Origin of the sequence: Comamonas sp. B21-038 (genome assembly GCF_022387135.1) — a bacterium.
GTDB lineage: Bacteria > Pseudomonadota > Gammaproteobacteria > Burkholderiales > Burkholderiaceae_C > Comamonas > Comamonas sediminis.
On sequence record NZ_CP092462.1, the window covers coordinates 52,539 to 73,328 of the forward strand.

Below are 20,790 nucleotides of genomic sequence, written 5' to 3' on the forward strand. Positions count from 1 at the left end.
CGGGCCGCCTCTGGGGGTGCCCTGGTTGCCGACCATGGTACACCCTGTATGGGCCAGCGCCAAACCAGGCAGCCGCCATGCTCCATCAAGCGGGCAAGATCTCCATCAATCCTACAAACAATGTAGGCGGAGCCACAACATTGCAGGGCCAGACTGGCGGCACTCAAAACTGGAGCCCTCCGCCGTGACTTTCAATACCGAACAACTGCTGGCTGATGAAGCCCAATACTGCTCTTTTGGCGACACCGTTCACTACGTCAATCCCCCCAAGATCTTCAGCGGCTGCGAGGGCAGCTACATGTATGACCAGGAAGGCACGCCTTACCTGGATCTGCAGATGTGGTATTCGGCCGTGAACTTCGGCTACAAGAACAAGCGCCTGGAAGACAAGATGATCGAGCAGCTGCGCGAGCTGCCCCAAGTGGCCAGCCAGTACCTGCACCCGACGAAGATCGAGCTGGCCAAGTTCATTGCGCAGGATGCCGAGAAGAAATGGGGCATGCCAGGCCGCGTGCATTTCAACGTGGGCGGCGCCCAGGCGATTGAAGACTCGCTCAAGGTGGTGCGCAATGCCACCCATGGCAAAAGCCTGATGTTCGCGTTTGAAGGCGGCTACCACGGCCGTACCCTGGGTGCCTCGAGCATCACCTCCAGCTACCGCTACCGCCGCCGCTTCGGCCATTTCAGTGACCGCGCGCAGTTCATTCCCTTCCCGTATCCTTTCCGCCGCCCCAAGGGCATGACTGCGGAAGAGTATGCGGATTCCATCGTGCAGGAGTTTGCGCGCAAGTTCGAGAACGAGTACCACGCCGTCTGGGACCCCAAGACCCAGCAGTGCGAGTACGCGGCCTTCTACATCGAGCCGATCCAGGGCACGGGCGGCTATGTGGTGCCACCGCCCAATTTCTTCAAAGGCCTGAAGAAGGTGCTCGACGACCATGGCGTGCTGATGGTGGTCGACGAAATCCAGATGGGCTTCTGGCGCACCGGCACCCTGTGGTCGGTGGAGAACTTCGGCGTCAAACCCGATGTGCTGGTGTTCGCCAAGGCGCTGACCAATGGCCTGAACGCGCTGTCCGGTCTGTGGGCGCGTGAGGAGCTGATCAACCCCACGGTGTTCCCGCCAGGCTCAACCCACTCGACCTTTGCTTCCAACCCGCTGGGCACGGCGCTGGGCCTGGAAGTGATGAAGATGACCCACGAGATGGACTTTGGCCGCCAGGTGCGCGAGTCGGGAGCCTATTTCCTCGATGGTCTGCAACAGCTGCAAAAGCGCCATCCGGAAATCGGCGATGTCGATGGCATGGGCCTGGCGCTGCGCGCCGAGATCTGCACGGCCGATGGCTTTACCCCCAACAAGGCGCTGCTGGACAAGATGGTCGACCTGGGCCTGGAAGCCAAGCTCACTTACCAGGGCCAAAAACGGGGTCTGGTGCTCGACGTGGGCGGCTACTACAAGAACGTGATCACCTTCGCGCCGTCGCTGATGATCAGCCGCAGCGAGATCGATGAAGCGCTGGTGCTGCTCGACCAGCTGATCACCCTGGCCAAGGCGTCCTGAACTTGAGTGAATCCTTGCGCCCCTCGCGCAACCAGTTGGAGCCCTCTGCGCTGATCCGGCAGTTTGCCGCGCATCCGCCCGAGGGCTTCGCGGTGTTTTCGGACCGGCCGTTCCCGGCCTTTCGCGCGCCCTTTGACCTGCTGACCACCGCTGACGAGGCCGTCAAGCGCTGGGTGCTGCAACTGCCCGGCGGGGCCTGGCTGGCGCAGCGCTTGCGGCTGCGCACCGATTTTGTCGGCTCCACCTTGAGCGAGTACCTGGTGCTGCCCCCGGATGTGGCGATGGACAAGCTGGCCAGCCAGCTGTGCCGCTACGCCGGCCGCTGCATGCTGACCATCGTCAAGGACCTGCCGCAGGCATCGCCGCTGTTGCCGCCGGCCGACAATGCCGATGCCCATCGCTTGGCCCAGGCGCTGCAGCACGAAGGCTTCATCCTGGTGGAAGGCCAGGCGCTGGCCTATGTGCCTATCGATTTCGACAGCATTGACGGTTACCTGGCGCGGCTGTCCAAAAACCGGCGCTCCGACCTGCGCCGCAAGCTCAAGAGCCGCAGCCAGCTGCAGATCCGGCGCATTCCCACCGGCCCGGCCTTTGCCGACGAGGCCCTGGTCGATGCCTACTATGCGCTGTTCGAGGCCGTGTATGCACAAAGCGAGCTGCATTTTGACAAGCTCAGCCGCAGCTTTTTTGCCGCAGTGCTGCGCGATGCCGCCAACCAGGGCCTGGTGTTTGAGTACCGCGATGCGCAGGATGGCGCGTTGCTGGGCTGGAACCTGTGCTTTGCGCATGATGGGCGGCTGGTCGACAAATACATCGGCCTGTCCTACCCGCGTGCGCGCCAGACCAACCTGTACTTCGTCAGCTGGATCGTGAACCTGGAATATGCGCTGGAATGCGGCCTGTCACACTATGTGGCCGGCTGGACCGATCCCGAAGTCAAGGCGCAACTGGGCGCGAGTTTCACTTTTACCCAGCATGCGGTCTACATCCGCAACCCGCTTCTGCGGGCCTTGGGGCGGCGGTTTTCCCGGCATTTTGAAAGTGACCGCGCATGGCAGGAACAGCGATGACCCCGTTGGTGCTGGATGTCGATGGCTCCGTCGGCCCGTTGGCTGGTGAGCTGCGCCTGGCGCTGGGCGACTGGCAGGAGGCGATCCGCTTTGGCGCATCGCTGGGCCGCTACCAGCAGTTCCGCCGCCATCTGCAGGCCCAGCTGCCGCCGCAGCATGGCACGGCCTGGATGGGCAGTGGCGATTTTCACCATCTGTCCTGGCTGCTGATCGAGCACTGCATCGCCCGCCAGCGCTTCAGCGCCGCGCGACCGTTGCGGGTGGTGGTGCTGGACAACCATCCGGACAATATGCGCTTTCCCTGGGGTGTGCATTGCGGCTCCTGGGTGCGGCGCATCGCCATGCATCCGGCGGTATCGCATGTGCATGTTGCGGGCATCACCTCGCCCGATATTGGCGCCGGCCATGCCTGGGAGAACTACCTGCGTCCGCTGCATGCCGGCAAGCTCAGCTACTGGAGCTGCGGCGTGGACACCGGTTGGGCGCGGCGCCTGGGCATGTCGGCCGCCTTTCGGGCTTTTTCCGGCATCGATGCCTTGGCCGATGCCCTGACCGCCACCCTGGCCAGCGAGCGCCAAAGCACCTACCTCAGCATTGACAAGGATGTGTTTGCCACGGACGTGGTCACCACGAACTGGGACCAGGGCCAGATGCGCGAGGCGCAGGCGATGGGCATCATCGCGGCCTTGGGCGGCCAGCTGGTGGGCAGCGACATCACCGGCGATGTCTCGTCCTGGCAATACAGCACCTGGTGGAAGCGCTGGCTCAGTGCGGGTGACGGCCAGGACACGGCCATCGATGCCCAGGCGCTGGCGCAGGCACAGGCGGGCCAGCATGCGCTCAACCAGCGGCTGATGGCGGCATTGTCTGCCGCAACGCATCCAGCAACTGGCCAAACAACGCATCACTGAGCCAGGCGCTGTTGCTGATGGCCAGCAGGCGCTGTGCCCAATCGCGGGCCTGCGGCACCGGGTCATCCATCGCCTCGCCCAGGACGGGCGCATAGCGCTCGTAGTCGGGCAGCACCCGGCTGAAGGGCAGTGACAGCCCCCAGCCGCTGGCCCAGTGCGCCTGCATCAGCGCATCGCGCTGGGCGGCACTGGACATGCGCAGCAGAATCACCGGCCAGATGCCTTGCGCCTGGGGCGGGGAGTCCTCCACCACCTCCAGACCGGGCAGCGTGCGCAGCTGGGCGATGCGCTGCTGCGCACGCTGCTGCGCCTGCGCCCAGTGCGCATCCAGCCGGGCCAGCGCACGCAGGCCAACGCGCTGGCGCCAGGCGCCCAGGCTGTGCTGCGGGATGTGGCAGCCGAAGTCATCGCCAGCGGCTGTCACCCAGTCGCCCCGCGCCAGGCTGCGCCGCAGCGGTGCGCCGTAGACCCGGTCGAGCAGCGCCGGGCGGAAGGCTGCGGCATAGCCGAGCAGCTCCAGGCTGCGGCGCAGCTCCCAGGCCAGGTGGGGGCGTATCGATGCCTGGTGCTGTGCACGCAGCGCCGCCATCAGCGCCGGGTCGCGGGCCAGCGCAGCACGCCGCCTTCGTAGGTGCTCAGGCCCTTGCCCACTGCCAGGCTGAACAGCGCGATGTCGCCCTGCAGGCCCACGCTGCGGCCGTGCACCCGGGCGCCCAGGGCCTGGGCGGCGTCCTCGATCACATAGGCGCCGCAGGCCTGGGCGCGGGGCAGCAGCCGGGCGACATCGGCCACACGGCCGCCCAGGTGGGTGGGCACCAGTGCGAGGGTACGGTGGCTGAGCAGCGCATCGAGCGCATCGCCATCCATGTCCAGGCAGTCAGGTGACAGGTCGCAGAGCCGCAGCTGCAGGCCACACTGCGCAACGGCCAGCGCCACCAGCGGGCAGGTGTAGGCGGGCACCACCACCTCGCAGCGATCGGGAGCCAGCTGCTGCAGCGTGCGCAGTGCCAGCACCAGCGCGGAGGTGCCCGAGCACTCCAGCAGCACCTCGTCCACTTCCAGCCAGGCGGCCAGCGCCCGGTCCAGGCGCTTGTCACCCCAGGGGCGCAGATCGGCGCAGCGCAGCGCCAAGCCTGCGGTGGGAGGCACGGAGATGCGGCGCGCAGTCATCGGCGGTGGCCAGGGCTGTGGCGCGCCATCAGCGTGCAGCGGCGCTGGCGCCGGTACCGTCCGCCAGGTTCTCTCCCGGCTTGGCGGCACCATGGTCCCGGGCTTCGCTCAGGGCCAGGCAGGCAATGCCGGCCACGATGAACATGCAGCCCAGAATCTGGGGCAGGCCGATGGTCTCCTGGAACAGGTAGTGGGACAGCACCAGCACCGAGATGATCTCCAGGTGCGAGGCGGCAAAGGCGGGGCCGACGGGTGCGCGCCGCAGCAGATGCATCCAGGTGAAAAAGGCGCCGATGTAGCCGATCAAGGCGCCATAGATCCAGGGCTGGGCAAACACGCGCCAGAGCCAGGAGGGGCTGAACTCCAGCGGCAGTGCGGCATCGCCCGCCTTTTTGAAACTCAGCTGGGCCAGCGTGTCGAAGGCCATCAGCACCAGAAAGCCGACCAGGTAGAAGCGCTTCATGCCGTTACCCCTTGAGCCCGACGACGGCCACGCCGATGGAGACCAGCACGATGCCTGCGACCCGCAGCGGTGCCAGCTTTTCCTGAAAGAACAGGCGCCCGGCCACCATGATGGCCACAATGTTGATGCTGCCCAGCAGTACGCCATCGGACAGCGGGACCAGCGACAGAAAGGCCAGCCAGGCAACGAATTCCACCACGTAGCAGGCACCGCCGATCCAGATCCAGGGGCGTGCCAGCATGAAGCGCCAGTGGGCCATGCCGGTGGCCGTGCTGGGGGTCTGGCTGGCAGCGGCCTTGAACGCCAGTTGCCCGCCGCTGTCGACCAGGATATTGATCAGCCACAGGCTGACCACCAGCGGCGTGATGTCAGCGCCCATGTGCCACTGCCTGTGTGCGTGCGCCGCCGATACGGGCGACAAAGTCATGCACCTTGGCGATCACCGTGCGGCGCTCGCGGTCGATCGTGATCATGTGGTAGCAGTTGTCGAGCAGCACGACCTCGACCCTCGCATGGACCGCGCCGGTGGCGATGTCCTCGGCATTGGAGCGGTGGGAGATGTCGTCCTCCCTGGCATGGATGGCCAGGCAGGGCGCGCGCAAATCCCGCAGGTGGCTGCGAACATGGGCCGAAAGCCTGCGCAGCTCGATGATGGACCACCAGGGATTGCCAGGCAGGCCGGCAGCAGCGCTGTCGCCGCTGTGCATCTGCGCCACCACCCTTGCGCGCAGGGCCTCGTCCTTGATGCCGTAAGGGGGGGCTTCCATGAACACGCGGTCGCGGCCGATGCCCAGCAGCCGAAACAGCGGCAGCAGAAAGGCCAGCCTGGTGTAGCGCGGAATGCTCCAGCCGTCATAGCGGAAGGTGGTGGACAGCGCCGCCACCCCGGCGACCTGGCGCGGGTGCGAGGTGGCCACCGCCAGCGACAGCAAGGCGCCCATCGACAGACCGCCGACGACGACCCGGTCCACATGGGGGGCAAAGCGCAGCAGCGCCGATTGCACGCTGGCGAGCCAGTCGGTCCAGCGCGTCTGGACCAGGTCCTGCATGCTGCCGCAATGGCCTGCCAGCTGCACCGCGTAGACGGTAAAGCCTTCGCGGTTGAGGCCCTTGGCCAGCAGGCGCATCTCGGCCGGGGTGCCGGTCAGGCCGTGCACCAGCAGCACGCCGGTGCGTGCGGCCGTGCCGGAGCCGGGCAGGGCGAATTCGTGGGGTGTCAGGCACAGGGTTTGCAAGGCTGCTTCAGCGGCCCTTTCCTGCGGTTGGCCCGCCAGATGCTGGGCCAGTGCGTCATGGGGATTCATGCGAGGGCCTCCTGCTGATGCATGAACTGCTGCAGCCATGGGGTGGCGTCACTGAAACCGAGGAACGGTGCATGCGCAATGCCATGCCGTTCGCAGTGGCCGATCAGCCGGTACTTGGCCAGCACATAGTCGGCCTCGTGGGAGACGCAAAAGTCCGACGTGCTGTCACCCACATAGAGCACGCGCCCGGTGATCGCCTGCTGCGCCGCCAGGCGCTCGCACTTGCAGTTGCCGCTGGCACGCTTGCAATGCGGGCTCGCCCAGGGGGCCTCCAGTGCCCAGCGCCGGGTGTCTTTCTGCACGAGGCGGTTGGCAATGACCTCCAGATGGCCCAGGCCATGGCGTGCCAGCACGCGCTGGATCGCATAGTCGATTCCGTCGCTGACCACCTGTACCCGCAGACCCAGCACTTGCGCTGCCTGCACAAAGCCGGGGAAGCCGGGGTCGATGGCGATGCCGTCCAGGTGGGCGTCCAGCTCCTGCTGGTCCATGTCCAGCAGCGCGATCTGGCCTTGCATGCAGTCACGCGATCCGATGTCGCCACGCTCCCAGGCGTCTTCCAGACCGGTCCAGCCAGGCAGGCCAAAGCGCTGCAACAGGCTGTCGGTGACATCGACCAGGCTGATCGTGCCGTCAAAGTCGGACTGGATCATCCAGCCAGCGGCGTTGTGGCAGGCAGGCGCCTGCGCAAGCAAGTGTTTATTCATGGAAGCTCACTCTCACGTTCTGGCCCACACGCACATTGCCGGGAGCCGTCTCGAACTCGAGCACGCACTCGACCACGCGCAACGGTCCGCGCTGGGCGTCGTCCTGCAGGGTGGAAGGCCCATACATGGGGTTGATGCGCAGCACCCGGGCCTCGGGCAGCGCGGTGCTGCTGTCGTTGTCCAGCACCACGCTGGCGCGCATGCCTTTTTGCACCGTGCCGGCAAAGCTCTCGTTGAGCTCTGCGCGGATGCGCAGCGGGCGCAGCGGCAGCAGCCGCATCGCCGCCTGGCTGGTGTGTACCTGGCTGCCGACCTGGGCGCGCAGATGCACCACGGTGGCGGCCTCTGGCGCATGCAGGGCATACAGGCGCTGGCGCTCGCGCAACTGCTGGGTCTTGGTTTGGGCCAGCTTCACCTCGGCCTGTGCCACCTCGGCCTCGGATTGCGCATTGCGCAGCGCGGCCTGGGCGTTGTCCACCTCCTGCAGATCGGCCGCGTCATCGCGGGCGGCGGCCTGCAGGCGTTTGAGCTGGGTCTGCAGCAGCGGCAGCTTGGCGGCCAGCGCCTTGTGCCTGGCCTGGGCCAATTGGTACGAGGACTGGGCCACGGACAGCTCTGCACGCAGGTCCTCGTCATGGACCTTGAGCAGCAGCTGGCCGGCCTGGACCTGCTGGCCTTCGCGGACGGCAATCTGCTGCACGGTGCCGTCGACGGCGGTGGCCAACTCCAGCAGACCGCCGTCGACCTCGATCTTGCCCCGGGCCACGGCCACCGGGTTTTGGTGCTGCTGGGTGGTGTTGGCAACGGCCGGGCTATCGGCTGCCGGTGTGCAGCCTGCGAGCCCGCCGCCTGCCAGGCACAGCAGGCCCAGCAGATGCCAGGCATGCAGAACGGGCCAAGAGGTTGTGTGGGTCTTGGTCAAGTTGGGTTCTCCATCATGGTGTTTTGGCGCCGGTCGCGGTACACGGCGCCGTCTTCCATATCCAGTACGCGATCGGCATGCCCCACCAGGCGCGGATCGTGGCTGACGCACAGCACCGTGGTCCCGTGGCTGCGGGCTACGCGGTGGAGGATGTCGATCACGCGTTGTCCGCTTTCGGCGTCCAGCGCGCTGGTGGGCTCATCGGCAAACAACAGCTGCGGGGCCTTGGCCAGCGCGCGGGCGATGGCGACGCGTTGCTTTTCGCCGCCGGACAGCTCGGCCGGCCGCATGTGCGCGCGGTGGGACAGGCCGACTTCCTCGAGCGCGTCCTGCGCCCGTTTCAAGGTCTCGGCGCGCCGTATGCCGAGGTACCCCAGCGGCAGCTGGACCTGCTCCAATGCCGTCAGCGCCGGAAACAGGTTGAAGCCCTGGAACACAAAGCCGGTGTGCAGCAGCCGAAAGCGCTCCATCTCGCGGGCGGGCATGGTCGTCAGATTCTGGCCCAGTGCAAACGTCTGGCCTTCATCGGGCGTGAGCAGGCCCGACATCAGCGACAGCAAGGTGCTTTTGCCGCAGCCCGAGGGGCCGGAGATCAGCGTCAACTCGCTGGAATACAGATCCACCGAAAGGTCCTGCAGAACCTGGATGCGGATGGCGCCGGACACATAGCTTTTGCGCAATCCGACGGCCTGCAGCGTGGGGGTGGAACGGGGGGTATGGGTCATCGCACCACCTCTCATCGCAGCAAGGTGGCCGGATCGGTGCGCAAAAGCACACGCATCGCGCCGAGGCCCGACAGCAACGCCAACGTAGCGACCAGTGCGGCGCAGGCCAGCACCGCTTGCAGATTGAGCGCGACAGGCACCCGGTAGACTTGGGCCAGCGAGACCAGCGCCACGCTGGCGATGGTGGTCAGCAGCAGGCCGGCGGCGCCGATCCAGCATGCCTGCTCCACGACCACCCGGCCCAGCGCTGCACGGCTGACGCCCAGCGCATTGAGCACCGCATATTCGCGCACCGAACCCGCGATCACGCTCTTGAGTGACTGGCTGGTGACGACAGCGCCGACCAGGCAGACGACGATGGCCATGAACAGCACGCCGGCACCGGCGCCGGTATCGAGCATCCAGTAGCGCTGGGAGCGGTGCGCAAAGCTGTCGGCAGTCCAGACTTCGTGCGGGCCGAAGCTGCGCGACTCGCTGCTCAGGCGCTGTTGCACGGCGTGGTTGTCCACCCCTTTGCGCACGCGCGCCAACAGGTAGGTGCTGCCCTGGTTGGGGGCACTGCCCGCGATCTGGTGTGCGCTCTCCAGCGAGGCCAGCACGTTGACGCCTCCCAGACCACGCAAGCCATCGACGGCGGCCACCACCCGGACGCGGTGGTTGTTGATCCAGGCGGTGCCGCCCTCATGGGTGGCCAGACTGGCCAGATCGGCACGGTCCACGATGACGGCGCCGGGCTCGCGCAGCAGCTTGCGCTGCCACGGCGCAATGACCCGGTCGAACACCATGGCGGTGCCGGAGGTGGAGATGCCCGAGAGGTAGACCGATACTGCACCGGCGGCCTGGCCCGTGCCCTGGTCGGCGCGCCAGTCGCCATCCACCCAGACATACGGTTCGACCGCGCGGATGTCCGGATCCATGCGCAGGCGCATTTCCACATCCGGGCCGATGTTGCGGCCAAAGTTCACGCTTTGGGTGCCGGGGTAGCCGACCCACAGATCGGCCGAGCTGGCGGTGATGTAGATCGCCGCCGAGCTGAAAATGCCCAGCACCAGCGCAGCCTGCATGACCAGCAGCACACCGGCAAAGCCCACCGCGAAGACCGCCGGGACAAACCGGCGCCACTCGTAGACCAGGGTTTTGCGCGCCAGGGCAATCATCGTGTGGCTCCCGGCGTGTCAGGTGGGGCTTGCGCTGGCAGCGGGGCGCCGCCCAGCGCCTGGAACAGGGCCACAAAGGCCAGTGCCTGTGCGGCCTGGGCCACGCTTTGCTGGCTTTGGTGCAGCAGCAGCTGGCGGCGCGGCTCCAAGGTGTCGAGCTCACTGGCCAGTCCCAGCTGCTGGCGGCGCTGCAGCTGCTGGGTGCGGCTGCGCAGCAGCGGCGTCTGGGCATCCAGCGACTGCTGGCGCAGCTGTTGTGCGCTCAGGCCTGCCAGTGCGGTTTCCACCTCCGCCACACCGTCCAGCACGCTTTGCCGGTAGGCCTTGACGGCGTTGTCCATCTGCAGCGCGTCGGCATCGGCCTGCGCACGCCGGCGGCCCCAGTCGAACAGCGGAATGTCGATGACCGGGCCGAGCATGGGCTCGTGGTTGGAGCTGGAGCGGCGGTTTTGCGTCAGGTTGTAGGAGAACAGCAGCGAGCCACCGAGCGCAAAGCGGGGGTAGAGCGCCGAGTTCGACAGGCCCGCAGCGGCAGCGGCGCGCTGCACCGCGGCTTCGGCCGCGAGGATGGCCGGGCGGCTGCGCAGCAGCTCGGCCGGCAGCACCTGCAGCTTGAGCGCTGCTGCGCTGGGAATGTGGGGGGTGCTGGAGGCGGCCAGCCAGGTGGCGTCAGGCTCGCTGCGGCCCAGCAGCGCCGCCAGCGCATGCGCGGCGCGCGCCTGGTGCTGCAGCAGTTCGGCCTCCTGGCCGCGGCTGCGGTTGAGTTCCAGGTGGGCCTGCTGCACCTGCTCGGTGCTGCCCATGCGCTGCTGCACCCGGACCTGCTGCAGCTGCAGCCGGCGCGTATCGAGCTGCAGTTGCTGGTCCAGCCCAAAGCGTTGCTGCTGCGCTACGCAGATCTCCAGATAGCGTTGCACCACATTGGCGACGAGCTGGATTTTGGCTGCTTGCAATTGCGCCTGGGCATCGAGCAGCTGGCCCTGGCCATCGAGCGCGGTGGATTCAGCAGCGCCAAACAGGCCGAGGTTCCAGCTCATGTCCAGGCTGGCATGGAAGTAGGAGTCGAGCGCGGCCACGTCCTGCAGCGTGCGCACACCTGCAGTGAGCTCTGGCTTGTAGGCGGCGGTGGCCGTGCCCAGCAGAATGCGCTGGGCCTGCAGCCGGCCTTGGGCCTGGGCCAGGTCCAGGTTCTGGGCCAGCGCCTGCTCCACCAGCTTGTCCAGGGCCGGGTCGTCCAGGAGTTTCCACCAGGCGGCCAGATCGGCAGCCTGGATGGCGCGCGCATCGGCCGCGCTGGTGCCAGCCTGGCGCCACTGCGCCGGGGTGTCAGGCTGGAGCGAGGGCTGCGGCGGCGTCATGCAACCGGCCAGCAAAGCGGCGGGTGCCAGTGCCAGCAGTGTTTTGCAGAACAAGGGTTTCACGTGCAATGGAGTCAGTTCTTGGCCGGTGGCGGCCGTGGCGGCCTGGCCGCGCAGGCAGGACAAATATGCGGTCCATTCAACCCTGCCAAGCTTGCGCAAGCTTGCACAATTGATGGAGGAAACATGGAGGCCGCCCAGGCGTGCAGCAGGCGGTCGGCACGGTCATAATGGCTTGTTTCAACAGCGTGCGGGCCTCTTTTTGATGGTGCCGCTGGAGCCTATTTGTGAATGCGTCCGCGATGAAACTACCTACGCCACCTGTGGCGGCTCCGCTGGTGCTCGTCGTGGAGGACGAGCCCGGCATCGCCACGATCTTGGTGGCCTACCTGGAGCGCGATGGCCTGCGCACCTTGTTTGCGCGCGATGGCGAGCAGGCCGTGCAGCTTTTCCGCCAACACCAGCCCGACCTGGTGCTGCTGGACATCCATCTGCCCGGCATGGATGGGGTGGATGTACTGCGCTTTATCCGCGACCAGGGCCAGACCCCGGTGATCATGGTGACGGCACTGGCTGACGATGTGGACAAGCTGGTGGCCCTGCGCCTGGGCGCGGATGATTACGTGGTCAAGCCTTTCAACCCCGCCGAAGTGGTGGCGCGGGTGCGTGCGGTGCTGCGCCGCAGCCAACCCAAGGCTGCGTCCGTGCCGATGGCGCCGATCCGCGTAGGCGCGCTGGAGATCAACCCGGCCGAGCACAGCGCCCGGGTCTATGACCTGGCCGGGCAGGCCATACCGTTGCCGCTGACACTGACCGAGTTCCGCCTGCTGGCGTTGCTGGCCTCGCAGCCCCGGCGCTGCTTTTCCCGTGCGCAGCTGATCGAGCATTGCCTGCCCGAGAGCGATGCGCTGGAGCGGGTCATCGACTCGCACCTGTCCAAGCTGCGGCGCAAACTGCAGCTGGCCGGCCAGGAAGAGCTGATCGAGACCGTGCGCAGCATTGGATACCGTCTATGGCCCGGGGACTGAACCGCATCTGGGTCCGCTTTGGCTTCTGGATCGCCGGTACTCTGCTCAGCACGATTGCACTGCTGAGCGCCTGTGCCTGGGCCTTCAACGCGGTGCAGTACAACCAGTTCTACCAAAGCCTGCCCACATCGGTGCGGGTAGAGCTCGATGACCTGATCGAGCGCGACCTGGACAACAGCCCGCGCGCGATGCAGATCTATGGTGAATACTGGCGCGGCGAGGTGTTCTTTGGCGAGCAGGTGTCGCTGTTCATCGGCCTGCTGGTCTGCCTGCCGTTTGGCCTGGCGATGGGCTTTTTTGTATCGCGCTACATCACGCGGCCGCTGGCATCGATGGTGGAGGTGGCGCAGCGTGTGGCGCACGGGGATTTCAGCTCGACCCGGGTGGTCGAGGAGGGCGCGCACGGTGAGCTCAAGGAGGTGGTGCATACCTTCAACGCGATGATCGATGCGCTGCAAAAGCTCAATGCCGAGCGCCAGGCCTCGGCCGCGTCCATCTCGCATGAACTGCGCACGCCGCTGTCGGTGCTCAAGACCCATTTGCATGCGATGTGCGATGGCGTCATCGTCCCCAGCGAGCTGGAGTTTCGGCTGCTGCTGGCGCAGACCGAGCACCTGGGCCGGCTGATTGACGACCTGCATACCCTGGCGATGGCCGAAGCGGGCGAGATGTCGCTGCGCAAGGAGCGTCTGAGTCTGGGCGCGCTGGTGCGCGAGAGCCTGCAGGAGCTCCAGCCTCAGCTGCAGCAGGCCGAAATGGCGCTGTCGCAGGTACTGCCCGAGGACGATGCCATCAGCGTGATCCGCGCCGACCCTTTGCGCATGCGCCAGATCATTGCCAACCTGGTCGGCAATGCGCTGCGCCACGCGGCCAGCGGGCACTGGCTGGAGGTGGAGGTGCGCAGTACGCGGGATGCGCAAGGGCATGTCTGGGTGGAGCTGCTGGTCAGCGATGCCGGCCCTGGCCTGCCGCAGGAGTTGCGGGCCCACCCTTTCCGGCGCTTTGCGATGGCGCCGGGGCGGCGCAAGCGGGAGGGCTCGGGCCTGGGGCTGTCCATTGTGCAGGCGCTGACCGAGTTGCAGGGCGGCGTGGCGCATGCCGAAAGCTCGTCCCGAGGCGGTGCACGCTTCCGTTTGCGTTTTGCGCCCGCTTGAGCCGGCCCGGGCTCGCAGTACCCGCGCAGGGCGCTGGCGATGGCAGGCGCTTAAAATAGCCGATGTGCTCTGCAGCTGCAGAGCTTTGCTATTTTTGAAGGAGCGGATGGTGCGGTACCGTGCCACGCCGCAGTGTTGCCGCCCATGCAAGCCCAAGACCCCCAAGCCATTCGCCTGTCCAAGCGCCTGGCGAGCGACATCGGTTGCTCGCGCGCCGAGGCCGAGCACTATATCGATGCCGGCTTTGTGACCGTGGATGGCCAGATCCAGGACACCCCGGGTGCCCGTGTGTTGCCCAGCCAGACCGTCGTGTTGCAGCCAGGCGCCGATCTGCGTCCGATCCAGCCGGTGACCTTGCTGCTGCACAAGCCGGCGGGCTACAGCCTGCGCGCGCTGGAGCCCGGCCGCCCCGGCCTCGGTGCGCTGGACCTGCTGACGCCGGAGAACCTGGCTGAGGTAGACACGCCGCAGCCCGTTCGGCCTTTGCCGCGCCATTTTCGCCACCAGCAGTTCTTGCTGCCCATTCCCCGTGCTGCCAGTGGCCTGGTGGTCTACAGCCAGGATCCACGCATCATCCGCCACCTGAGCGACGAGGCCGACTTGCTGGAGCAGGAATGCCTGGCCGAGGTACAAGGCGAGATGATCGAGGAGGGACTGGCCCTGCTGGCCAATGGTCTGTATGTGGATGGCGAGCGCCTGCCTCCTCTCAAGGCCAGCTGGCAAAACGAGACCCATCTGCGATTTGCGCTCAAACGCGTAGCCCCCGAATGGCTGCCCGCCATCTGTGCCGCGCTCGGACTGGAGCTGGTGTCGCTCAAGCGTTTGCGGATCGGCCGGATATCGCTGAGCAAGCTGCCCCCAGGGCAATGGCGCTATCTGCAGGGTTACGAGCGGTTTTAAAGGGACCAGAGCGGAAATATGCCCACAGTGTGCAGCTGGCTGCAGGTTGGTATTAATTTGATAGCAAATTGCATCGATCTCACAAGGCTTTGATGAAGGCCAATGCCTGCGGCCAGGCCGCAGGCAAAACATGCCACAATAGCCCGCTTCTGGCATGGCCACAGAATTTACCGCGGCGGTCTTGATATTGCCTGGCATGGCCCCACATAACGGTGTTTGATACAAAGGCCTGTGCTTGCGCGATGGGCCGGTGGGCGGACAGGCCGGGCGCGTGGCGCGGCTTGCGATGGCCACCTTATGTGTAACTATCAGGGGTCCTATGTCACTCATTCCAGTCACCATCCTCACGGGCTTTTTGGGCTCGGGCAAAACCACGCTGCTCAAGCGCGTGCTGCATGAGTCGCACGGCATGAAGATTGCCGTGATCGAGAACGAGTTCGGCGAAGAAAACATCGACACCGACATCCTCAAGACGGAATCGAAAGAGCAGATTCTGCAGATGAGCAACGGCTGCATCTGCTGCACCATCCGTGAAGACCTGCGCGAAGCGCTGCAGCTGCTGGCCGCCAAGCGCCGCAAGGGCATGGTGGATTTCGAGCGCATCGTGATCGAGACCACGGGCCTGGCCGACCCGGGCCCGGTTGCGCAGACCTTCTTCATGGATGAAGAGATCGCCGAAACCTATTTGATCGACTCCATCATCACCCTGGTGGATGCCAAGCATGCCGGCCAGCAGCTCGATACCCGTCAGGAAGCACGCCGCCAGGTGGGCTTTGCTGACCAGATCTTCCTGTCCAAGACCGACTTGGTCAGCGAGGCGGACAAGGACGCGCTGGTCCACCGCCTCAAGCACATGAACCCGCGCGCACCGATCCGTGCGGTGCATTTTGGCGATGTGCCGCTGAAGGATGTGTTCGATCTGCGCGGCTTCAACCTGAATGCCACGCTCAACATCGACCCGGACTTCCTCAAGGAAGAAGGCCATGACCACGCGCATGTGCATGACGAGCATTGCGGCCACGACCATGACCATGTGCACGACGAAAACTGCGGTCACGACCATGGCCACGACCACGAGCATGGCGAACACTGCAACCATCCGCACCACCACCACCATGACGACGACGTCAAGAGCTTTGTGTACCGTGCCGACAAGGCCTTTGACCCGGCCAAGCTCGAGGACTTTCTGGGCGCCATTGTGAACATTTATGGCCCGCGCATGCTGCGTTACAAGGGCGTGCTGGCGATGAAGGGAACCGACCGCAAGGTCATTTTCCAGGGCGTGCACCAGCTGATGGGCAGCGATCTGGGCCCCGAGTGGGCCGCCGACGAGCGCCGCCAGAGCAAGATGGTCTTCATTGGCATCGATCTGCCGCAGGACATCCTGCGCCAAGGTCTGGACCAGTGCGTGGTCGAGGGCTGATCCCCGGCCGCAGGCTTTGCCAGCGCTAGCCCTCGGGGAAACCCCGCGTTGCATCGGGGCTGCAATCACTTGTTGCCGTGCCGCGATGCCATATACAATCGCGGCCCGAAATGCAGCAAAGCAGGCAAGCGGTAAGGCACGGGGCCGTGCTTGACCCAAGAGATGTCGATGAGAGGGCGCTGTGGCGCAGGGGCAGGGGCCCGTGCACAGCGTTGATGGAGAAGGAGGCTTGTGCAAGCGAGCTGAACGCTGCCAGCGAGTGGCGTCGGCCTGCAAGATGACGGAGATGCGGGCACCTGCCCGACTTCATAGATGTGCCAGGATCCTGCCGGATCCGGGCGAGTTGATCAGGGGGCTGAGCCTGCCGGGCTTGGCACCTTTTGTAACGAGACGGACATCCGTCGCATGTAAGAACTGCGCTAGCCAGTCGAGAGAACTATGCCTACCACTACGCAAACCATCCCTAAACGCGACGCCAAGCTGGCCAATGCCTGGAAGTCCAAGACGGTAGACACCCTCACTGACGATGAGGTGCTGTCCATGCCGGAGAGCGAATACATGAACGACATCCAGTTGGCGTTCTTTCGCAAGAAGCTGGTGGAACTGAAGACCGGTATCCACCTCAATGCCGATGCCACGACGGAAAACCTGCGCGAAGACACCGTCGTCGTGCCCGATCCGGCAGACCGCGCTACCATTGAGGAAGAGCATGCGCTTGTCTTGCGTACGCGCGACCGCGAGCGTAAGCTCTTGAAGAAGATCGACCAGTCGATCAGCCGCATCGATGCGGGTGACTATGGCTATTGCGACGAGACGGGTGAGCCCATTGGTGTGGGCCGTCTGCTGGCGCGTCCTACAGCCACGTTGTCACTGGAGGCGCAGCAGCGCCGCGAACTGAAGCAAAAAATGTTTGGTGACTGAAGCTGAGGCAGCGCACCGGACACATAAGGGGAGGGAGTAACCATGAGTGAGGCTCAGAAGCCAAACAAGGGTTTGTTGTCCAAAGTGGTGCGCTTTGTTACCAAACCCACGACACAGTGGTCGGAGCTGGACAAGACGCCGGAGCCGGAGAATCCAGAGGCGCAGTTTTCCAAACAGGCGCTCAAGGAGATCATGGAGCGCAAGCGCCGCAACGACTTTGTGCGCAAACTGGAGTTTGACCAGCTGCGCAAGATCCGTCGCGAGGCCAACAAGTCCAGCAGCGCAGGCGCCGATGGCCTGGGCGCTGCCAGCTCGGCAGCGATGCTCGAAGGCGGCGCCGCGCCCGATGGCGCTGCCATTGCCGCGGGCAAGCCTGCCCATCCTTCGCACACCATCGAGAAAATCAACCAGATCGAGCGGCAGATGTCCAAGCAGTGGTGGTCGGGCGACAGCGCCAGTGCGCCGGCGGCCGCGCCCAGCGCTACGACTGATACTGCACCTGCCAGTGCCCCTGTGCCGGTTGCGCCTGCTGCTGCGCCGCTGGCCGCAGAACCCGCCGAGGTTGCCGCAGTGCCTGCGGTGGCTCCTGCGCAGGCCACCTTGCCTCCGGCCGCTTTCGATGCGCAGGTTGAATCCGCCCGCTTCATCCACGATACCGATCTCGAAGAGGCGGCAGTGCTGTTTGCCAACGGTGATGCAGCGGGCGCCGAGGCATCGCTGCTGGCGCTGGTGCAGCAGCGCCGAGGCGACCTGATGGGCCAGCTGACAATCTGGTTGACGCTGTTCGACCTCTACCGTGCGACCGGCGACCAGACCAAGTTTGATTTCCATGCGATCGAGTTCGCCAGCAAATACGGCCGCTCGGCACCGGTGTGGTTTTCGATGCCGCAGGAGCTGGGCGCCAAGGCCTTGCAAGGGGGGGATGCGCCGGCAGAAGAGGTGCGGCTGCTCAACTGGCAGGCTCCGCCGGTGCTCAGTGTCGCTGCACTCAATGGCCTGTTGGGCAACCTCAAGCGCTTTGCGCCACCCTGGACCTTGAACTGGTCCCGCGTGACCGAGGTGCGCGACGAGGCCGTAGTGCCGTTGCTGGCACAGTTTCGCGCCTGGGCGGACAAGCCTGATGTGCGCCTGGTGTTTGCCGGGGCAGACCAGTTGTTGTCGGTGCTCGAAGCGCAAACACCTGTTGGTGACAACCAGGTGAGCCAGGACCTGTGGTCGCTGCGCATGGCGTTGCTGCGATTGCTGCGGTTGGAGCAGGATTTTGAAGCCGCTGCGCTCGATTACTGCATTACCTATGAGGTATCACCACCGTCCTGGGTGCCACCTCGGGCAGAGATGAGCAGTGACAGCACCCGCTCGGGCGCACCGTTTGCCCCCGATTTGTCCATGGTGCTGGATCTGCCGGAGAGAAAGCCAGCGGTTGCCGACAGCCCGCAGGCCGTGCTTGAAGGCGTTGTCGAAGGGGACGTCTCCCGGCAGTTGGACACCTTCAGCCCGATGGTGCAGCCCGACATGCCGTTCACCGTGCGCTGCGACCGCCTGATGCGCATCGATTTTGTGGCTGCCGGCTCGGTGCTGAACTGGGTGGCCGAATGCCAGCAGAAGAATGTGCTTGTGCGCTTTGGCAATCTGCACCGTCTGAATGCCGTGTTCTTCAACCTGATTGGCATCAACGAGCATTCCATCGTCAACCAGCGCGAGAACTGAAGGGGCTGCGATGCCTCGCGACGAACGCACCCTCGGGTGCGTTTTTTAATTTGCGCCCGCCCTGCCGCTGGCGCCTTGGAAAACGGGTGCATGGCTCTATATAGGCAGAACTATGGAACAGTATCACGGCACAACCATTCTCAGCGTGCGGCGCGAAACCCCGCAAGGCATCCAGGTCGCTATCGGCGGCGACGGCCAGGTCACCCTGGGCAACATTGTGGTCAAGGGCACCGCGCGCAAGGTGCGCAAGCTCTATGGCGGCAAGGTGCTGGCCGGCTTTGCCGGCGCCACGGCCGACGCCTTTACCTTGTTCGAGCGTTTTGAGGCCAAGCTCGACCAACACCAGGGCCAGTTGACCCGTGCAGCGATCGAGCTGACCAAGGACTGGCGCACCGACCGGGTGCTGCGCCGTCTGGAAGCGATGCTGGCGGTGGCTGACCACTCGGCCTCGCTGATCATCACTGGCAATGGCGATGTGCTGGAGCCCGAGCAAGGCATTGTGGCCATTGGATCCGGAGGCGCCTATGCCCATTCGGCGGCCAAGGCGCTGCTGAACAACACCGAGCTGTCGGCCGAAGAGGTGGTGCGCAAATCGCTGGGCATCGCCGGTGAGCTGTGCATCTACACCAATATGCACCACACCATCGAGACCCTGTAAGCGCCTTGCAGGCCGCTGCACCCCTGCCACCCGCTCCTACTGATCGACAGCTGCACCCGTTGCCCGGCGGGTGCCAACCGGAATTTGCACTATGTCCTCGATGACACCCCAGGAAATCGTTTCCGAACTCGACAACCACATCGTTGGCCAGGCCAATGCCAAACGCGCAGTCGCCATCGCGCTGCGCAACCGCTGGCGCCGCCAGCAGGTCGCCGATGGCCTGCGCCAGGAGATCACCCCGAAAAACATCCTGATGATCGGCCCCACCGGTGTCGGCAAGACCGAAATTGCCCGCCGCCTGGCCAAGCTCGCCGATGCGCCTTTCATCAAGGTCGAGGCGACCAAGTTCACCGAGGTGGGCTATGTGGGCAAGGATGTGGATGCCATCATCCGTGACCTGGCTGAAGTGGCGGTCAAGCAAACCCGTGCATCGGATGTGAAGAAGCTGCGCGTGCGTGCCGAGGATGCCGCCGAAGAGCGCATCCTGGATGCGCTGCTGCCGCCCGCGCGCACCGGCGAGGCCGCATCCGATACCGGCACGCGCCAGGTATTTCGCAAGAAACTGCGCCAGGGCGAACTCAACGACAAGGAGATCGAGATCGAAGTGGCCGAGGCCAAGCCGCAGCTCGAGATCATGGGACCCCAGGGCATGGAGGAGATGGCCGAGCAGCTGCGCGGCATGTTCAGCCAGATGGGCCAGGAAAAGCGCAAGGTCCGCAAGCTCAAGATCAGCGAAGCGCTGCAGCTGATCACCGATGAGGAGGCGGCCAAGCTGGTGAACGAGGACGATGTCAAATCCCGCGCGATCGAGAACCTGGAGCAGAACGGCATCGTCTTCATCGACGAGATCGACAAGGTGGCGACGCGCCAGGAAACCAGCGGCAGCGATGTTTCCCGCCAGGGGGTTCAGCGCGATCTGCTGCCCCTGGTCGAAGGCACGTCGGTGTCGACCAAGTACGGTATCGTCAAGACGGACCACATTCTGTTCATTGCCTCCGGCGCTTTCCACCTGGCCAAGCCCAGCGACCTGATCCCTGAGCTGCAGGGGCGTTTTCCGATCCGGGTGGAGCTCGGTTCGCTGTCGGTGCAGGATTTCGAGGCCATTCTGACGCAGACCCATGCTTCGCTGATCAAGCAGTACGAAGCGCTGCTGGCCACCGAAGGCGTGAAGCTGCAGTTCGAGGCCGAGGGCATCACGCGCCTGGCGCGCATTGCCTTTGATGTCAACGAGCGGACTGAAAACATCGGCGCTCGCCGTCTGGCGACGGTGATGGAGCGTCTGCTCGAAGAGATCAGCTTCGATGCCGTCAAGCTGGGCGGGCAGACCGTGGTGATCGACGCTGCCTATGTCGACCAGCGCCTGGGTTCCCTGAGCCAGAACGAAGATTTGTCTCGTTACATTCTCTAACGCTGATTGCGCTTTGTGGCGCCGTTTGCTGCAAGTGCCCGCCCTGGTTGGCGGGCACTTGCTTTTGGGCCAAGCGCCACATGTGGGCGTGTAGGAGAGCTTCTACTTTTGTAACAAAAGGCCGGAAGCTGCTCCTCGCCGGTTCTGCCAATTTTGCTAAGAGTCTGGATATAGAGGCGATTGTAAGTGCCTATCAAATAAAGAGAATTTCATAGCGGATTTTGCGTGAAGTACGTTATAAGT

The 20,790-nt window shown here is 65.0% G+C and carries 19 protein-coding genes and 1 pseudogene; 11 read left to right on the forward strand and 9 right to left on the reverse strand.

The window, feature by feature from the left end; all coding sequences use genetic code 11:
- The first annotated feature begins 184 nt into the window (after window positions 1–184).
- From MJ205_RS00215 to MJ205_RS00225, 3 genes are read left to right on the forward strand one after another with little or no spacing between them, the layout of a single operon-like run.
- Window positions 185–1,561: an aspartate aminotransferase family protein gene (locus tag MJ205_RS00215; protein WP_239810658.1), complete on the forward strand. Its 1,377-nt coding sequence runs from the start codon at window positions 185–187 to the stop codon at window positions 1,559–1,561.
- A 2-nt stretch (window positions 1,562–1,563) separates the two neighbouring features.
- Window positions 1,564–2,631: a GNAT family N-acetyltransferase gene (locus MJ205_RS00220; protein ID WP_239810659.1), complete on the forward strand. Its 1,068-nt coding sequence runs from the start codon at window positions 1,564–1,566 to the stop codon at window positions 2,629–2,631.
- On the forward strand, window positions 2,613–3,542 hold the full coding sequence (locus MJ205_RS00225; protein ID WP_239810660.1) for a hypothetical protein: 930 nt from the start codon (window positions 2,613–2,615) through the stop codon (window positions 3,540–3,542). Before MJ205_RS00220 ends, MJ205_RS00225 begins: the two co-directional genes overlap by 19 nt.
- Here MJ205_RS00225 and MJ205_RS00230 read toward each other — a convergent pair.
- The 9 genes and pseudogenes from MJ205_RS00230 to MJ205_RS00270 form a co-directional block, all read right to left on the reverse strand.
- Window positions 3,472–4,712, reverse strand: a pseudogene (locus MJ205_RS00230) (DegT/DnrJ/EryC1/StrS family aminotransferase). The gene MJ205_RS00225 and the pseudogene MJ205_RS00230 overlap by 71 nt on opposite strands.
- Window positions 4,713–4,740: 28 nt before the next feature.
- On the reverse strand, window positions 4,741–5,175 hold the full coding sequence (locus tag MJ205_RS00235; protein WP_239810661.1) for an EamA family transporter: 435 nt from the start codon (window positions 5,173–5,175) through the stop codon (window positions 4,741–4,743).
- Window positions 5,176–5,179: 4 nt separating this feature from the next.
- Entirely contained in the window at window positions 5,180–5,554 is a 375-nt protein-coding gene (locus tag MJ205_RS00240) for a hypothetical protein (RefSeq protein ID WP_239810662.1), read from the reverse strand.
- A complete protein-coding gene (locus MJ205_RS00245) occupies window positions 5,544–6,479 on the reverse strand; it encodes an alpha/beta hydrolase (RefSeq protein WP_239810663.1) in 936 nt (311 codons plus the stop codon). The genes MJ205_RS00240 and MJ205_RS00245 overlap by 11 nt, the downstream gene beginning before the upstream one ends.
- Window positions 6,476–7,186: an MtnX-like HAD-IB family phosphatase gene (locus MJ205_RS00250; protein WP_239810664.1), complete on the reverse strand. Its 711-nt coding sequence runs from the start codon at window positions 7,184–7,186 to the stop codon at window positions 6,476–6,478. Before MJ205_RS00250 ends, MJ205_RS00245 begins: the two co-directional genes overlap by 4 nt.
- Window positions 7,179–8,108 (reverse strand): efflux RND transporter periplasmic adaptor subunit, encoded by a 930-nt coding sequence (locus MJ205_RS00255; RefSeq protein WP_239810665.1) that lies wholly within the window; start codon window positions 8,106–8,108, stop codon window positions 7,179–7,181. Before MJ205_RS00255 ends, MJ205_RS00250 begins: the two co-directional genes overlap by 8 nt.
- Window positions 8,105–8,833 (reverse strand): ABC transporter ATP-binding protein, encoded by a 729-nt coding sequence (locus MJ205_RS00260; protein WP_239810666.1) that lies wholly within the window; start codon window positions 8,831–8,833, stop codon window positions 8,105–8,107. The genes MJ205_RS00255 and MJ205_RS00260 overlap by 4 nt, the downstream gene beginning before the upstream one ends.
- Window positions 8,834–8,844: 11 nt before the next feature.
- Window positions 8,845–9,990, reverse strand: coding sequence for an ABC transporter permease (locus MJ205_RS00265; RefSeq protein ID WP_239810667.1), 1,146 nt, complete (start codon window positions 9,988–9,990; stop codon window positions 8,845–8,847).
- On the reverse strand, window positions 9,987–11,411 hold the full coding sequence (locus MJ205_RS00270; protein WP_446715043.1) for a TolC family protein: 1,425 nt from the start codon (window positions 11,409–11,411) through the stop codon (window positions 9,987–9,989). Before MJ205_RS00270 ends, MJ205_RS00265 begins: the two co-directional genes overlap by 4 nt.
- Window positions 11,412–11,650: 239 nt before the next feature.
- Here MJ205_RS00270 and MJ205_RS00275 point away from each other — a divergent pair, with 239 nt between their 5' ends.
- The 8 genes from MJ205_RS00275 to hslU all read left to right on the forward strand — a co-directional run bounded on the left by MJ205_RS00275 (window position 11,651) and on the right by hslU (window position 20,547).
- Entirely contained in the window at window positions 11,651–12,376 is a 726-nt protein-coding gene (locus MJ205_RS00275; RefSeq protein WP_239810669.1) for a response regulator, read from the forward strand.
- Complete coding sequence (locus tag MJ205_RS00280; RefSeq protein ID WP_239810670.1) at window positions 12,361–13,530, forward strand: HAMP domain-containing sensor histidine kinase; 1,170 nt, start codon at window positions 12,361–12,363, stop codon at window positions 13,528–13,530. Before MJ205_RS00275 ends, MJ205_RS00280 begins: the two co-directional genes overlap by 16 nt.
- A 144-nt stretch (window positions 13,531–13,674) precedes the next feature.
- Window positions 13,675–14,430 (forward strand): RNA pseudouridine synthase, encoded by a 756-nt coding sequence (locus tag MJ205_RS00285; protein WP_239810671.1) that lies wholly within the window; start codon window positions 13,675–13,677, stop codon window positions 14,428–14,430.
- Between the two features lie 319 nt (window positions 14,431–14,749).
- Window positions 14,750–15,853 carry a CobW family GTP-binding protein gene (locus MJ205_RS00290; RefSeq protein ID WP_239810672.1) on the forward strand — a complete coding sequence of 368 codons (1,104 nt, stop codon included), beginning with the start codon at window positions 14,750–14,752 and terminating at the stop codon, window positions 15,851–15,853.
- A gap of 438 nt (window positions 15,854–16,291) precedes the next feature.
- Window positions 16,292–16,774, forward strand: coding sequence for an RNA polymerase-binding protein DksA (gene dksA / locus MJ205_RS00295; protein ID WP_027010726.1), 483 nt, complete (start codon window positions 16,292–16,294; stop codon window positions 16,772–16,774).
- Window positions 16,775–16,816: 42 nt separating this feature from the next.
- Complete coding sequence (locus tag MJ205_RS00300) at window positions 16,817–18,481, forward strand: hypothetical protein (RefSeq protein WP_239810673.1); 1,665 nt, start codon at window positions 16,817–16,819, stop codon at window positions 18,479–18,481.
- A 112-nt stretch (window positions 18,482–18,593) separates the two neighbouring features.
- Window positions 18,594–19,139: an ATP-dependent protease subunit HslV gene (gene hslV / locus MJ205_RS00305; protein ID WP_239810674.1), complete on the forward strand. Its 546-nt coding sequence runs from the start codon at window positions 18,594–18,596 to the stop codon at window positions 19,137–19,139.
- Between the two features lie 91 nt (window positions 19,140–19,230).
- Window positions 19,231–20,547 (forward strand): ATP-dependent protease ATPase subunit HslU, encoded by a 1,317-nt coding sequence (gene hslU / locus MJ205_RS00310; protein ID WP_239810675.1) that lies wholly within the window; start codon window positions 19,231–19,233, stop codon window positions 20,545–20,547.
- Window positions 20,548–20,790 lie beyond the last annotated feature (243 nt).